General features: G+C 61.2%; 14 protein-coding genes. 7 read left to right on the top strand and 7 right to left on the bottom strand.

Features of this window, described 5'->3' with window-relative positions; translation table 11 throughout:
* The first annotated feature begins 347 nt into the window (after positions 1-347).
* From IBX54_RS07305 to glcF, 6 genes are all read left to right on the top strand, one after another.
* The gene (locus IBX54_RS07305) at positions 348-1,322 is read left to right on the top strand and encodes an SMP-30/gluconolactonase/LRE family protein (protein WP_296542009.1); all 975 of its coding nucleotides are present in this window, start codon (positions 348-350) and stop codon (positions 1,320-1,322) included.
* A 111-nt stretch (positions 1,323-1,433) separates the two neighbouring features.
* The gene (locus IBX54_RS07300; RefSeq protein WP_296542008.1) at positions 1,434-1,745 is read left to right on the top strand and encodes a YqjD family protein; all 312 of its coding nucleotides are present in this window, start codon (positions 1,434-1,436) and stop codon (positions 1,743-1,745) included.
* Positions 1,746-1,750: 5 nt separating this feature from the next.
* Positions 1,751-2,146: a phage holin family protein gene (locus tag IBX54_RS07295; protein ID WP_296542007.1), complete on the top strand. Its 396-nt coding sequence runs from the start codon at positions 1,751-1,753 to the stop codon at positions 2,144-2,146.
* Complete coding sequence (locus IBX54_RS07290; protein WP_296542006.1) at positions 2,133-2,438, top strand: YqjK family protein; 306 nt, start codon at positions 2,133-2,135, stop codon at positions 2,436-2,438. The genes IBX54_RS07295 and IBX54_RS07290 overlap by 14 nt, the downstream gene beginning before the upstream one ends.
* 116 nt (positions 2,439-2,554) lie before the next feature.
* A complete protein-coding gene (gene glcE / locus IBX54_RS07285) occupies positions 2,555-3,691 on the top strand; it encodes a glycolate oxidase subunit GlcE (protein WP_296542005.1) in 1,137 nt (378 codons plus the stop codon).
* A gap of 14 nt (positions 3,692-3,705) precedes the next feature.
* Positions 3,706-4,941 (top strand): glycolate oxidase subunit GlcF, encoded by a 1,236-nt coding sequence (gene glcF / locus IBX54_RS07280; protein WP_296542004.1) that lies wholly within the window; start codon positions 3,706-3,708, stop codon positions 4,939-4,941.
* A gap of 9 nt (positions 4,942-4,950) precedes the next feature.
* Here glcF and IBX54_RS07275 read toward each other — a convergent pair whose 3' ends face one another.
* From IBX54_RS07275 to IBX54_RS07260, 4 genes are all read right to left on the bottom strand, one after another.
* The gene (locus IBX54_RS07275) at positions 4,951-5,595 is read right to left on the bottom strand and encodes an aspartate/glutamate racemase family protein (protein ID WP_296542003.1); all 645 of its coding nucleotides are present in this window, start codon (positions 5,593-5,595) and stop codon (positions 4,951-4,953) included.
* On the bottom strand, positions 5,592-8,174 hold the full coding sequence (locus IBX54_RS07270; protein WP_296542002.1) for a TRAP transporter permease: 2,583 nt from the start codon (positions 8,172-8,174) through the stop codon (positions 5,592-5,594). Before IBX54_RS07270 ends, IBX54_RS07275 begins: the two co-directional genes overlap by 4 nt.
* A gap of 99 nt (positions 8,175-8,273) precedes the next feature.
* Entirely contained in the window at positions 8,274-9,248 is a 975-nt protein-coding gene (locus IBX54_RS07265; RefSeq protein ID WP_296542001.1) for a TAXI family TRAP transporter solute-binding subunit, read from the bottom strand.
* Positions 9,249-9,393: 145 nt separating this feature from the next.
* Complete coding sequence (locus IBX54_RS07260; protein ID WP_296542000.1) at positions 9,394-10,767, bottom strand: aspartate aminotransferase family protein; 1,374 nt, start codon at positions 10,765-10,767, stop codon at positions 9,394-9,396.
* A 157-nt stretch (positions 10,768-10,924) separates the two neighbouring features.
* Here IBX54_RS07260 and IBX54_RS07255 point away from each other — a divergent pair, with 157 nt between their 5' ends.
* A complete protein-coding gene (locus tag IBX54_RS07255) occupies positions 10,925-11,815 on the top strand; it encodes a D-amino acid aminotransferase (protein WP_296541999.1) in 891 nt (296 codons plus the stop codon).
* A gap of 192 nt (positions 11,816-12,007) precedes the next feature.
* Here the strand turns inward: IBX54_RS07255 and IBX54_RS07250 are convergent, their stop codons facing one another.
* From IBX54_RS07250 to IBX54_RS07240, 3 genes are all read right to left on the bottom strand, one after another.
* On the bottom strand, positions 12,008-12,367 hold the full coding sequence (locus IBX54_RS07250; RefSeq protein WP_296541998.1) for a HipA N-terminal domain-containing protein: 360 nt from the start codon (positions 12,365-12,367) through the stop codon (positions 12,008-12,010).
* Positions 12,357-12,617, bottom strand: a complete 261-nt coding sequence (locus IBX54_RS07245; RefSeq protein ID WP_296541997.1) for a helix-turn-helix transcriptional regulator — start codon at positions 12,615-12,617, stop codon at positions 12,357-12,359. The genes IBX54_RS07250 and IBX54_RS07245 overlap by 11 nt, the downstream gene beginning before the upstream one ends.
* Before the next feature lie 419 nt (positions 12,618-13,036).
* Positions 13,037-13,591, bottom strand: a 555-nt coding sequence (locus tag IBX54_RS07240; protein ID WP_296541996.1) for a capsule assembly Wzi family protein, incomplete at its 5' end; no start/stop codon positions are given.

Here is a 13,591-nt window from a genome sequence, read left to right as displayed (position 1 = left end):
GCGAGTCGGCTTACGGCCGCTGATCAGAACTCTCCCAAGAACCCACCCGGCTTCGACTGTGGTGGGTTTTTTCGGGTTGATTATTTGCCTATGCTACAGGCGAAAGAACCGCTGGTGGCTCAACACAGGTGAGGATTTCGGTGGCATGGCGGGTGAGCGCAAAAGACCCATTCCCGCCGGTCACGACCGTCAGCTTGTTGAGGCCGCCGCCCAAGCCCTTATCCAGTCACCCCCCCTTCCACTGGTCGCAGCCCATTGGCCAGTCTTGCGTGCTACCCATGTTCCTCGCATAAGATGCAACAACGTCAGCTTGGCATTCCGCACCATCGCCCATCACAAAAACTCCCATGATCCCCAACCCCGCCTATTCGCCAGACGCCTGGCAAACTGTCACCCCGCACATCGCCGCGCTGGGCGAATCGCCGTTTTGGCACCCGCATGAACAAATGCTCTACTGGGTCGATATTTCGGGCAAACAGATTCTGCGCGCCAACATCACCATGGGCACCGTGCAGGCGTGGGAGCTGCCTGGCGAGCCCGGTTGCATGGCCCCGGCGGCCAGCGGCGGGCTGGTGATGGCGCTGCGCGACGGTGTTTATCGGGCGCAAATGTGGGGCGGGCCGCTGCAGCTGCTGGCCAAGCTGGACTATGACCCCGCGCACATGCGCGCCAACGACGGTAAATGCGACGCAGCTGGGCGATTCTGGGTGGGCACCATCGACGAAACCCGCAGTAAGAAGAACGCGGCGCTTTATTGCATCGACGCCCGCGACATGGCCAAAACCGGTTCGCCGCGGGTGACCTGCAAGATCAGCCCCACCGCGGGCATGAGCACCGCCAACGGGCTGGCCTGGAGTCCGGACGGCGGCACCATGTACTGGGCCGACACGCCCGGCCACACCGTTTGGGCTTGGGATTTTGACGCGACCACTGCGGCCATGGCAGCGCAGCGCGCGTTCACCAGCTTTGCACCCAAACCCCCAGGCTGGCAGGTTGACCCGGCTGCCAGTAACAACGGCGGCTACCGCGGTCGCCCCGACGGCGCCGCAGTGGATGTGCAGGGCAACTACTGGGTGGCCATGTTCGAGGGCCGCCGGGTGTGCCAGTTTGCGCCCGATGGCAGCTTGCTGGCCGAATTTTCCGTGCCACTGCAATGCCCCACCATGCCGTGTTTTGGCGGCGAAGACCTCAAAACCCTGTACCTGACCAGCGCCCGGCACCACCGCAGTGCGGCCGAACTGGCGACTTTTCCATTGTCTGGCAGTGTGCTGTCGATACGGGTTGAGGTGGCGGGCCTGCCGGTCAACTTTTTTGTTGGTTAAAACAATGATATTCCGCAAGGCCCGTACCACTATTCAATCAAAAAATGATGCGCTCGGCAGTGGCTGCGACTAAACTGAAACGTCAGTTCTTAACCCAACCGGAGATTTACCATGACAGAAACCCTTCAGCACACCAAAGACAAGCTCATGGACGATCTGCACCAAAGCATTGCCGATGCCGAGGAAATGCTCAAGCTCACTGCCAACGAGGCCAGTGAAAGCACAGTCAAGCTGCGTGAGCGTGTGCGTGACCGCATGAGCAAGGCCCGGGTCGAATTGCAGCATCTGCAACAGGCCACGGTAGAAAAGGCCAAAGCAGCAGGCCAGGCCACAGATGTGTTTGTCCATGAAAACCCCTGGAAATCCATCGGTATCGCCGCTGGCATGGGCTTGGTGGTCGGGCTGCTCATCAGCCGCCGCTAAACCTGATGGCAGACGCCAACTCCGGTCTGTTTGGCCAGTTGCAGCAATCCCTGGGTACGGTCGTTGAGCTGCTGAGGCTTCGACTGGCCTTGCTGGGCACCGAACTCGGGCAGGAAAAGCAGCGCCTGGCGGTCGGGCTGTTTTGGGGCGCAATCGCCCTCATGAGCTTGACCGTGGGCACCGTTCTGTTGTGCGGCTTTGTCATTTTGCTGCTATGGGATGGTTACCGATTGGCTGCGGTGGGCGTGCTGGCCTTGCTCTTTTTGGCCGCTGGATGGCTTTTGACCAAAGCTGCGCAGCGCCGGTTGAGCGCCGAGTCCAACCTGTTCAGCGTCAGCTTGGCCGAGCTTGAGCGCGACCGCGACAGCTTCACGGCCACCGAACCCCATGAGCCCCGGTGACCTGCAGTTGCGCCAGCAGCGCCTGCTGATTCGTAGCGCCGAACTGCGCCTGCAACTGAACGCAGACTTGCAACGCCTGCAAGGCCCAGCGGCCGTGGCTGACCAGGTCAAGTTGGGGCTGCTCTGGCTTTATCAAAACCCGCAGTGGCCCGCTGCTGTGCTGGTGCTGCTCTTGGTCCTCAAACCCAAAAGAGCACTGGTTTGGGCGGGCAAACTCTGGTGGCTGTGGAAATCTGTCCGTTTGGCGCGCCACTGGCGCAGCAGGCTGCTGACCTACATGGCGCCGCGCTGAAATCCCGGGGCAACGCGCCCACGCAATTTTTCAAACAACAAGCGTTCGAAAAATTCAATCCAGCGCGGTCGGCTTGTGCTCTAACATCGGGCCCACTGTTTTAACTGTGGACGCTCATGGACACCGCCCTGCAACACCTTATTGATCACATCAAAACCGCTGCCGCGCAAGGCACGCCGTTGCGCATTCGCGGCGGCGGCAGCAAAGACTTTTATGGCGAAACGCCACAAGGCGAGTTGCTCGACGCTACCACTTACTGCGGTATCGTCAGCTACGAACCGACCGAACTGGTGGTCACGGTACGCGCCGGCACCCCACTGGCCGAACTCGAAGCCGCCTTGACAGAAAAAGGCCAGTGTCTGGCCTTTGAGCCACCGCGTTTTGGCACTGCCAACGGCACCTGTGGCGGCATGGTGGCCACCGGTTTGAGCGGCCCGGCGCGCGCCAGTGTGGGCGGTGTGCGTGACTACGTGCTGGGCGTGCAACTCGTCAATGGCCGCGGCGAGCACCTCACCTTTGGCGGCCAGGTCATGAAAAACGTGGCGGGCTACGACGTGTCGCGCCTGATGGTGGGCGCCATGGGCACACTCGGCTTGCTCACCGAAATATCACTCAAGGTGCTGCCGGTGGCACCAGCCGAGGCCACGCTGGTGTTCGAGCTCGACCAGGCCAGCGCGCTGGCGCAACTGCACCGCTGGGGCGCGCAGCCCTTGCCGCTCAATGCCAGTTGCTGGCTGCGCGACGACACCGCCCCCAACGCCCCCGAACTGCTGTTTGTGCGCCTGCGTGGCGCCGTGGCCGCCGTTGAATCGGCTTGCACCAAGATGCTGGCTGACGTGCCTGGGCGGCGCATGGACAAGGCCCAGGCCGGGCTTGACTGGACGGCTTGCCGCGACCTGCAACTGCCGTTTTTCACCACCCCCGCTGAGTCTGCCGAGGCGCTGGCGCTGTGGCGCCTGAGCGTGCCGCAAACTGCGCCGGTGCTGGATTTACCCTGGCCACAGCTGGTGGAGTGGCATGGCGGCCAGCGCTGGTTGCGCGCACCCGCATCGGCACTTGATCAGCTGCGCCAGGCAGCCGCTGCAGCTGGCGGCAGCGCCAGTGTTTTTGTGGCCGCCGCTGGCACCACCACCGAGCCCAAGAATTGCTTCAGCCCGTTGACACCCGCTGTCGAACAAATCCACCGCCGCCTGAAAGCCGAGTTCGACCCAGCAGGCATCCTGAATCCGGGTCGCATGTACGCCGACATCTAACCAACGCCAAGCCCATGCAAACCCAACTCGCTCCCCAATACCAAGGCACGCCTGATGGCCAGGCGGCCGAAGCCATTCTGCGCAAATGCGTGCACTGCGGTTTTTGCACCGCCACTTGCCCCACTTACCAGCTGCTGGGCGACGAGCTCGACGGCCCGCGCGGGCGCATTTACCTGATGAAGCAGGTGCTCGAAGGTGCCGTGCCCACGCGCAAGACGCAGCAGCACCTGGACCGCTGCCTGACCTGCCGCAACTGCGAAACCACCTGCCCCAGCGGCGTGCAATACGGCCACTTGCTCGACATCGGGCGCAAGCTGGTCGATGCCCAGGTGCCGCGCCCGGCGGGCGAGCGCGCGCTGCGCTGGACCTTGAAAGAGGGCTTGCCTTCGCCCGCGTTTGCCCCGGCCATGGCGCTGGGCCAACTGGTGCGCCCGCTCTTGCCCAAGGCCTTGCAGAATAAGGTGCCGGAGAAAAAAAATGTCGGCCACACGCCCACCCGCACGCTCAAGCGCAAGGTGCTGGTGCTTGAAGGCTGCGTGCAACCCGCCATGAGCCCGAACATCAACAGCGCCACGGCCCGGGTGTTTGATGCCGCCGGCATCCAGTGCGTGGTAGCGGCCAAGGCCGGTTGCTGCGGTGCCGTCAAGTTCCACCTCAACGACCAGGACGGCGGCATGGCGCACATGCGCGCCAACATCGACGCCTGGTGGCCGCACATTGAAGCGGGTGTAGAGGGCATCGTCATCAACGCCTCGGGCTGCGGCGTGATGGTGAAAGACTACGGCCATGTGCTGCATGACGACCCGCATTACGCCGCCAAGGCCCGTCGCGTGAGCGAGCTCACCAAAGATGTGAGCGAATGGCTGCCCGAGCTGACAGAAAAGCTCAAAAGCCGGGTGCAAGCCAGCGCCAGCCGCATTGCCTTTCACCCGCCCTGCACGCTGCAGCACGGCATGCAGCTGCGCGGCGGCGTGGAAAAATACATGGGCGAGCTGGGCTTCAACGTCAAAACCACCGGCTGTGAGGCCAACCTGTGCTGCGGTTCGGCGGGCACCTACAGCGTGCTCAACCCCGGCATTGCCTACGAGCTGCGTGACCGCAAGCTAGGCAACCTGGCCACCACTTTCGGCGCTGAGGCGCCCGAGCAGATCGTGTCAGCCAACATGGGCTGCATCACCCACCTGCAAAGCGGCACCGACACGCCCGTGCGGCACTGGATTGAATTGCTGGACGAGGCGATGCAGCCATAAGCCCCAGGCTCACGCCCCCAGGCGCTGGCGCAGCGCGCGCACCGCGCTACCGGGCGTGGTCAGCACCGGTAGCGCGGTGGCCTGGCGCACTGCCGCCTCAGAACGCGCCATGCTGAACTGGGCCAGCGCAATCACCTCGCAACCGCGCTGCTGCAGCCAGCACGCAGCGTCCACCACACGGGCATCGTGCTCAGCGGCATCGCCCCGGTCAAGCGCCGCCATGGCACCCTCGGCAAGGCGCGTCAGCAGCGCGGTGCCGCTCGGAAATTCGGCTGGCATCGACACCAGCGTTGGCGCAAATGAGGCGATCAAGCCGACGCGTTTGCCCGTGGCCACGGCCTCTGCCACCATGGCCTCGTTGGGCTTGAGCACCGGCATGTGCGGGCGCCGCGCTGCCACCGCCTCAATACACGGCCCAAAGGCCGAGCAGGTGAACAGCAGGGCCTGCGCGCCGGTGCCCTCGGCATAGGCGGCCAGTGCCTCAAAGCGTTGGTGCATGGCCGCATCAAGCCCGCGCCCGCTGCGCGCCAGGTCAGCTGAGAGGCTATCGTCGAGCAAATTCATGCGTTCACACTCGGGCCAGGCACGCACCAGCTCGGCATTGATCGGTGCCACCGAGTACGCCAGCGCATGAATCAGGGCAACGCGGCTCATGGCTTGACCTTTCGGCCGCGCACGCGCTGCAGTGCCGCTACCAGCAGCAGTAAAACAATGGCCGGCAGGAACATCCATTCCTTGCTGGGCCGATCGGCTGGCATTTCGGCCGAAACAATGCGGAACCCCTGCTCCATGCCCAGCTTTTCGGCGCGGCTGCCAAAACGCACCTGGGTGATCAACAGCGCGTCGCCCTGCGCCATCACGTTAACGCCGGCACTGGCAAAGCGTTCGCGTGCCGTGCCTTTGGGGCCCAGCGGCAACAGCACACCTTTGCGAATGTCCTTGCCGTCGATGTTGGTGCCCTCGATCCAGATGCGCTTGCCGGCATTGGCGGGTTGCGCCTCGATCAACTGGGTGATTTGCGATGCCGGCACTTCATAAAAAGGCGGATAGGCCATGTCCCACCAGAAGCCGGGGCGAAACAGCGTAAACGTGACCAGCAGCAGGGCAATGCTCTCGTACCAGCGCGACTTGACCAGAAAGAACCCCTGCGTGGCCGCAGCAAACACCAGCATGGCCACGGTGGCACTGAGCACTGTCAAAATCAGGTGCAGCGGCCCGCTCAAACCGATCATCAGCAACTGGGTATTGAAGATGAACAAGAACGGCAAAATGGCCGTGCGCAGGCTGTAGAAAAACGCCGTCACCCCGGCCTTGATCGGGTCGCAGCGCGCAATGGCAGCGGCGGCAAACGACGCCAGCCCGACCGGCGGCGTCACGTCGGCCATCAGGCCAAAGTAGAAAACAAACAGGTGCACGGCAATCAGCGGCACGATCAGGCCGCTTTGGGCGCCGAGCTCCACCACCACCGGTGCCATCAGCGTCGAGACCACAATGTAGTTGGCCGTGGTCGGCAGGCCCATGCCCAGAATCAGACTGATGACCGCCACCAGACCCAGCATCAGCATCAGGTTGCCACCGGACAACAACTCGACCAGCTCGGTCATCACCAGCCCGATGCCGGTAAGCGACACCGTGCCAACAATGATGCCCGCCGCCGCCGTGGCCACACCAATGCCGATCATGTTGCGCGCGCCGGCAACCAGGCCGTCAACCAGATCGACCAAGCCATGCCTGAGCGCCTGCCCGTAATTGCCCCGGCCACGAAACCAGGCCGTGATGGGCTTTTGCGTCACCATCACAAAGATCATGAACAGGGTGGCCCAAAAGGCCGACAGGCCTGGCGACATCTGCTCGACCATAAGGCACCAGATCAGCACCACCACCGCCAGCAGGTAATGCAGGCCGGATTTGACGGTGGGCCCGGTCTCTGGCAGCTCAAAGACAGGCGCATTGGGGTCGTCAAGCTCAAGTTCGGGCTGGCTGGCACCATACCAGAGCAAGCCCACATAAGCCGCCAGCAGCCCCACACCCACCACCCACACCGCCGCATCGCCCATGACCGTCTTGATCCAGCCGATACCCCAATACACCGCGCCCGAGAGCACGATGAAACCGGCCACGGTCAGGCCGAACGAGAGCAGCCGCGAGCCCGCTGTGCCGCTACTGCGCCGCTCAAGGCCAACCATGTTGGCCTTGAGCGCCTCGATGTGAACGATGTAGAGCAGCGCGATGTAGGAGATGATGGCCGGCAAAAAGGCGTGCTTCATCACCTCAAGGTAAGGAATGCCAACGTATTCCACCATCAGGAACGCCGCTGCGCCCATCACCGGTGGCATCAGCTGGCCGTTAACCGAGCTCGACACCTCGACCGCCGCCGCCTGGTCAGGGCGGTAACCGACGCGCTTCATGAGCGGAATGGTAAAGGTGCCCGTGGTCACCACGTTGGCAATCGACGAGCCCGAAATGATGCCCGTGGCCGCTGACGACAACACCGCCGCCTTGGCCGGGCCACCGCGCATGTGGCCGAGCATGGCAAAGGCCGATTTGATGAAATAGTTGCCCGCGCCGGCCTTGTCCAGCAGCGAGCCAAAAAGCACAAACAAAAAGATGAAGCTGCTGGAAACACCCAGCGCCACGCCAAACACACCCTCGGTGGTGAGCCATTGGTGGCTCATGGCGCGGTTCAGCGAAAAACCACGGTGGGCAATCATGTCGGGCATGTAGGGGCCACCAAAGGTGTAGCCCAGAAAGACCAGCGCCACAATCACCATCGGCAAGCCCAGCACCCGGCGCGTTGCCTCCAGCAGCAGCACCATGCCGACCAGACCGGTGTACACATCCATCGCCGTGGGCTGGCCCGGGCGGGTGGAGAGCTCGCGGTAAAACAGAAACAGGTAGGCGGCACAAAAGCTGCCAACAATGGCAAAAATCCAGTCGGTCAGCGGCACGTGGTCGCTGGGCGAACGCTTGAAGGCCGGGTACGACATGAAGGACAAAAACACCGCAAAGGCCAGGTGGATGGCACGCGTCTCGGTGTCATTGAAGACCAGCACGCCGGTGCTGAACGGCAGCGGCGACGCAATCCACAACTGGAACAGCGACCAGGCCAGCGCCACATAAAGCAAAAAGCGGTGCATGGCCGGACCGGGGGTACGCGCACCGGTGTCTTTTTCAGCGACAAACTTTTCGACATCGATCTCGGGCACCCGGTCGGTGGTTGTTGCTGGTTTCATAAGTTACTTTTCGGTAAATTTTGATGATCAACAAAAAAGCCCTGACAGGTCAGAGCTTTTTTGCAGTGTCAATCCGTTGACGGGCAACGGTGCGTCAACTCACATCCAGCCTTTTTCCTTGTAGTACTTGACCGCACCGGGGTGCAGCGGGGCCGACAAGCCGTTTTTGATCATGAGTTGGGGGTCCAGCGCAATAAAGGCCGGGTGCAGCTTCTTGAACTCTTCGAAGTTCTCGAACACGGCTTTGGTCAGCTCATAGACCGTGGCGTCGGGCACCTTGGCCGAGGTCACCATGGTGGCCAGCACGCCATAAGTGCGTGTCGGGTTGGCATGGCCCGCATACAGACCGCCAGGGATGTCAACCGCGGCATAGAAGGCATTGTCCTTGACCAGTTTGTCAACCGCCGGGCCAGTCAGGGGCACCAGTTTGGCGCCGCATGTGGTGATCGGGTCCTGGATGTTGGCCGAGGGGTGGCCCACGCCGTAGAAAAAGCCGTCGATCTTGTTGTCGCACAGCGCAGCACCATGCTCGTCGGCCTTGAGCTCGGAGGCCAGGCCGAAGTCAGACACCTTGAAGCCGGAGGTTTGCAGGTATTGCTCCATCGAGGCACGCGTGCCCGAACCCGGGTTGCCAATGTTGAAGCGCTTGCCCTTGAAGTCATCAAACTTGGTGATGTTGGCCTCTTTGCGCGACAACACCGTGAACGGCTCGGGGTGCAGCGAAAACACGGCGCGCAAGTCAGCAAACTTGCCATCTTTCTCAAATACCTTGGAGCCGTTGACCGCGTGGTACATCCAGTCAGACTGGGCCACACCAAAGTCGAGCTCGCCCGCACGAATGGTGTTGATGTTCACCACCGAGCCACCGGTGGACTCCACCGAGCAGCGAATGCCGTGCTTGGCGCGCTCCTTGTTGACCAGGCGGCAAATGGCACCGCCCGCGGCGTAATACACGCCGGTGACACCGCCGGTGCCGATGGTCATGAATTTTTGCTGCGCCTGAACGCTGCCCACGGGCAACATCATGGCAACTGCAGCGGCGAGGGTGCTGACACAAAGGGAAAGTTTTTTCATGAAATCTCCAACATTAAAAATTGTGAATGGCTTGAACCGTTACCCGGTAGGGAGCAAGACATCTTAGATCAAAAACGGGCCTCCTTCAGCTTGAAAATATCAAAGTAAACCCTAGCTTTTCATGCAACTTATGCATACACAAACATCAGGCAGGCATGGACACGTTGATGGCCTGGCTCAGGAGATCGACGATGCGGGCCAGATCGTCCTCGCTGGCAATGAACGGCGGGGCCAGCAAAATGTGGTCGCCGCAACGGCCATCGACCGTGCCGCCCATGGGGTAACACATCAGGCCCAGCGCCATCGCCTCGCGCTTGACGCGGGCGTGCAGTTTGAGCGCCGGATCAAACCACTGGCGTGAGGCGCGGTCAGCCACCAGCTCCAAGCCCCAAAACAAGCCGCGCCCGCGGATATCGCCCACATGCGGATGCTCGGCAAACGCCTGCTGCAGCAAGCCATGCAGCGTTTGGCCGCGTGCCTGCACCTGCGCCACCAGGCCGTCGCGCGCGATGACGCGCTGCACCGCCAGCGCCGCAGCACAAGCCACGGCATGGCCCAGATAGGTGTGGCCATGCTGAAACAGGCCACTGCCAGCGCGGAACACATCGACCAATTTTTTCTGCGCCAGCACCGCGCCAATGGGCTGGTAACCGCCGCCCAGGCCCTTGGCAATGGCCAGCAAATCAGGCACCACGCCATCCTGCTCGCAAGCGTGCAGCGTGCCGGTGCGCCCCATGCCGCACATCACTTCGTCCAGAATCAGCAAAATGCCGTGGCGGTCGCACAGCGCGCGAATGCCCTGGAAGTAGCCCGGCACCGGTGGCAACACACCGGCCGTGGCGCCGCCCACGGTTTCAGCAACAAAAGCCATGACGTTTTCCGGGCCCAGGCGCTCAAAAGTTTCTTCGAGCTCGGCCACCAAGCGCTGACCATAGGCCTGCGGGGTTTCGTCAGCGGCGCGGTCACGGTATTCGTAACACGGCGCCACGTGGGCCACGTCGATGAGCAGCGGCTCGAACTGGGCACGGCGCCAGGCGTTGCCACCCACCGCCAGCGCGCCCAGCGTGTTGCCGTGGTAGCTTTGCCGACGTGCCACAAAGTGGCGGCGTTGCGGCTGGCCGATCTCGACAAAATACTGCCGCGCCATCTTGAGCGCCGCCTCCATGGCCTCCGAGCCGCCACTGACAAAGTAGGCATGGCTCATGCCGGGCGGGGCTGACGCAATCAACACGTCGGCCAGTTCCTCGGCCACTTCGGTGGTGAAAAAACTGGTGTGGGCATAAGCCAGCTTGTCGATTTGGGTGTGCATGGCGGCCAGCACCTCGGGGTGGCCATGGCCCAGGCACGACACGGCGGCACCGCCGCAGGCGTCCAGGTAGGTTTTGCCGCTGGCGTCGGTCAGGGTGATGCCGTGGCCCGCCACGGCCAGCGGCAACTGGTGCTGCAACTGGCGGTGAAAGACGTGGGTGGTGTCAGGATGGATCGCGGTGGCGGGGGCTGTGGTGTGGGTTGTGTTCATGGCGGTGTGTGCTGACGGTGCAATTGGTTGGGATGGGTGAAATGGACGTGGAAAAAATCGGCTGAGTTTGCAAGCCATCAGTGATGGCAAATAGTATAAAAATACCGGCTGAACGTCCAGCACAATCGATCCCTCAGCACTTAAACATCATTCAGCCATGACAACCCTACCTCCCCTGCCTTGTTACCTCAACGGTTCCTTCACCTTGCTGCCCAACGCCAAAATCAGCGTCATGGACCGCGGCTTCATCTTTGGCGACGGCATTTATGAAGTGGTGCCCGCCTATGGCGGGCGCTTGTTCCGCTTTGCCCAGCACATGGCGCGGCTCGATCGCAGCCTGGCCGAAGTGCGCATTGCCAACCCGTTGACACACGCCCAGTGGGCCGACGTCGCCAGGCAATTGATGACCACTTATGCCGCCGCCAACGGTGTCGGCACCGATGCGCTCGACCAGCTCATCTACATCCAGATCACACGCGGCGTGGCCATGCGCGACCACGTCATGCCGACCGACATCACGCCTACCGTGTTTGTCATGACCAACACCATGAAAATGCCTACCGAGGCGCAGCGCAAGCAGGGCGTGGCCTGCGTCACGGCCGACGACTTCCGCTGGGAAAAAGCCCACATCAAGAGCACCAGCCTGCTCGGTGCGGTGTTTGCGCGCCAGATCAGCTTTGATGCCGGTGCCCTGGAAACGGTGATGTTCCGCGATGGCTTTTTGAGCGAAGCCGCCGCCAGCAACGTCTGGGTGGTCAAGGACGGCCGGGTGCTGGGCACGCCCAAAGACAACCTGGTTTTAGAAGGCATTCGCTACGGCCTGATCGAAGAAATCTGCCGCGCCCGGGGCATCCCGTTCGAACTGCGCCGCGTCAGCCGCGAAGAAGTGCAACACGCCGACGAAATCCTGTTGTCCTCGGCCACCAAGGAAGTGCTGCCGGTGACCCTGCTCGACGGCAAGGCAGTCGGCAGCGGCCAGCCCGGCCCGGTGTATGCCCAGTTGATTGCAGGCTACGCCGATGAAAAGGCGCAATCGCGCCAGCAATGACCTGCCACCGACAGTAGCATGAACGTACGCAAAACAGGATTCGCCTAATTTTGCGTACCGCTGCGAAAGGTTTGACCGGGCCGCATCCTGCTGCCTGGCAAAGTCATCCATCGCCTGCCGAGTTCCGCATGCAATCAGCGCAAGGTGTCATGAGCCTTCGTAGCGTCAGGGCAGAGCGTTGCTCGATCAAGGTCACAATTTGTTCAACCACGCCATGGCTAGTGAAGCCACGCGAGGGGTCTGACTGCAGTTCACGCGCGGTAGTCGGCATCGACTTTGCCAAGGCCAGAATCCGCTTTCTGGCCTGAGCCCTACCTGAAATTGCTGGGCAATGAGACGCCGGAGTTGTCCCTCCGGCAACAGCCCTGCAAAGAAAGGGCGTGTGTGGTGATCGTCGAACGGTTCTGCTTGTAGAGGCAGCGAGCTGGACAGGGTCACTGTGGCGGTGCGTGAGAGCCAATTCGGGGCATATTGAAAATTCAGCCGTCCATCGGTGAGGGCCAGGGTACCAACCCGCTCGGCGAAGAGCCAGACTTCAAGCTCACGCGCCATGCTGGTTGCCCTCAGGGTGATTTTCAGGGGCGGATGATGGCAAGCCGATGAGCTGGAGCGTACCCCCCAGCGCGTCAATCACGCGCAGCACGTTTTCCAGACGCAGAGTGGCCTTGCCTGCTTCCAAGTCGACGATGAAGCGCACACCAACGCCTGCAGCCATAGCCAGCTGAGGCTGCGTCAGGCCCAGCTGCTTGCGTGCAGCACGCAGCGCTTCACCGAGTTGTTCTGTGGTCTGTATGGAGCTCATCACTGGCCTTGTTTCCCGTTCGGGAAATTATCGGTCAGTTCAAAGAACGAGGCAAGCCATATTTCCCGATCGGGAAATTCTGGTGAATGCTAACCGCTTGTTGACGCGTCAAAAGTCAACAAACGCATCAGTCACCACGGGCTTTCCTGCGGTTACGAATCAACAGGTTAGAAACGACCGTGAGAAGCAATGAGGACAAATGAGGAAGGATGCGTACAGGTTGGGGTTAATGCGGAACGAAGGTGGGGCACTCGTCCGCCACCGACAGTAGCATGAATGTACGCAAAACAGGATTGGCCTACTCTTGCCTACCGATGCACCTTTAGGGTGAACAGCATTTTACACCTAAGTCGTTGATTTATATGAATAAATCAGCTTTTTTTGCTATGAAGTCACGGATTCAGGAAACAGAACAACTGCTAAAAGCGATATTTATAACTGGCACCAACGGCAATCTGCTCCTGTTTACCGCCACTGGCGCGCAGGAAGTTATCATCCTGCAGTTGCAACCCAAGATTAAGCCAGCCACTGCCAAATTGCATACCGTAGCTGATGTTGAAAAAGAGGATATCGGTTTTCTCTGCCGGAATGTAATAGGTGATATCAGGATCCGTGATGGTTGCCCTGACCGGGGCATTGTTAACATTAAGCTCGGCGTAGGCAACAGAGAGTCCAAGGTTGTGCCCGTTGGGGAAAAAATTAAACAACCCAAGGGTCAGGTTGCGGCTGTCCCCTTCAAAGGTGGAGGCCTGATTTCTGCCGAGATAACGGTTACCGGTAGTCCAGTTGCTGTGCTCGTAACTGACATTAGCAATGCCGTCGCCAAACATGCCATTAGCCAGGGTGTCGCTGTATTCGATAAACCATTGCTGGTTACTCTCAAAAAAACGGCTGGTCGCATCCAGGCCAAACAACCAGGCTTTTTTGGCTGGAAAAGCGCCGGCTTCATCCTCTCCCATCATCTGGCCATAAAC

The sequence above is a fragment of the Rhodoferax sp. genome (assembly GCF_014859475.1).
GTDB lineage: Bacteria > Pseudomonadota > Gammaproteobacteria > Burkholderiales > Burkholderiaceae_C > Rhodoferax.
This window is presented reverse-complemented; position numbering and strand designations above follow the sequence as displayed.

What these genes read in the sequence shown, in the direction of transcription:
- IBX54_RS07250 (WP_296541998.1), bottom strand. Translation starts at nt 12,367, where the DNA reads ATGGCGCGTGAGCTTGAAGTCTGGCTCTTCGCCGAGCGGGTTGGTACC.
- IBX54_RS07290 (WP_296542006.1), top strand. Translation starts at nt 2,133, where the DNA reads ATGAGCCCCGGTGACCTGCAGTTGCGCCAGCAGCGCCTGCTGATTCGT.
- IBX54_RS07305 (WP_296542009.1), top strand. Translation starts at nt 348, where the DNA reads ATGATCCCCAACCCCGCCTATTCGCCAGACGCCTGGCAAACTGTCACC.
- IBX54_RS07270 (WP_296542002.1), bottom strand. Translation starts at nt 8,174, where the DNA reads ATGAAACCAGCAACAACCACCGACCGGGTGCCCGAGATCGATGTCGAA.
- IBX54_RS07295 (WP_296542007.1), top strand. Translation starts at nt 1,751, where the DNA reads ATGGCAGACGCCAACTCCGGTCTGTTTGGCCAGTTGCAGCAATCCCTG.
- IBX54_RS07255 (WP_296541999.1), top strand. Translation starts at nt 10,925, where the DNA reads ATGACAACCCTACCTCCCCTGCCTTGTTACCTCAACGGTTCCTTCACC.
- glcF (WP_296542004.1), top strand. Translation starts at nt 3,706, where the DNA reads ATGCAAACCCAACTCGCTCCCCAATACCAAGGCACGCCTGATGGCCAG.
- glcE (WP_296542005.1), top strand. Translation starts at nt 2,555, where the DNA reads ATGGACACCGCCCTGCAACACCTTATTGATCACATCAAAACCGCTGCC.
- IBX54_RS07245 (WP_296541997.1), bottom strand. Translation starts at nt 12,617, where the DNA reads ATGAGCTCCATACAGACCACAGAACAACTCGGTGAAGCGCTGCGTGCT.
- IBX54_RS07300 (WP_296542008.1), top strand. Translation starts at nt 1,434, where the DNA reads ATGACAGAAACCCTTCAGCACACCAAAGACAAGCTCATGGACGATCTG.
- IBX54_RS07260 (WP_296542000.1), bottom strand. Translation starts at nt 10,767, where the DNA reads ATGAACACAACCCACACCACAGCCCCCGCCACCGCGATCCATCCTGAC.
- IBX54_RS07265 (WP_296542001.1), bottom strand. Translation starts at nt 9,248, where the DNA reads ATGAAAAAACTTTCCCTTTGTGTCAGCACCCTCGCCGCTGCAGTTGCC.
- IBX54_RS07275 (WP_296542003.1), bottom strand. Translation starts at nt 5,595, where the DNA reads ATGAGCCGCGTTGCCCTGATTCATGCGCTGGCGTACTCGGTGGCACCG.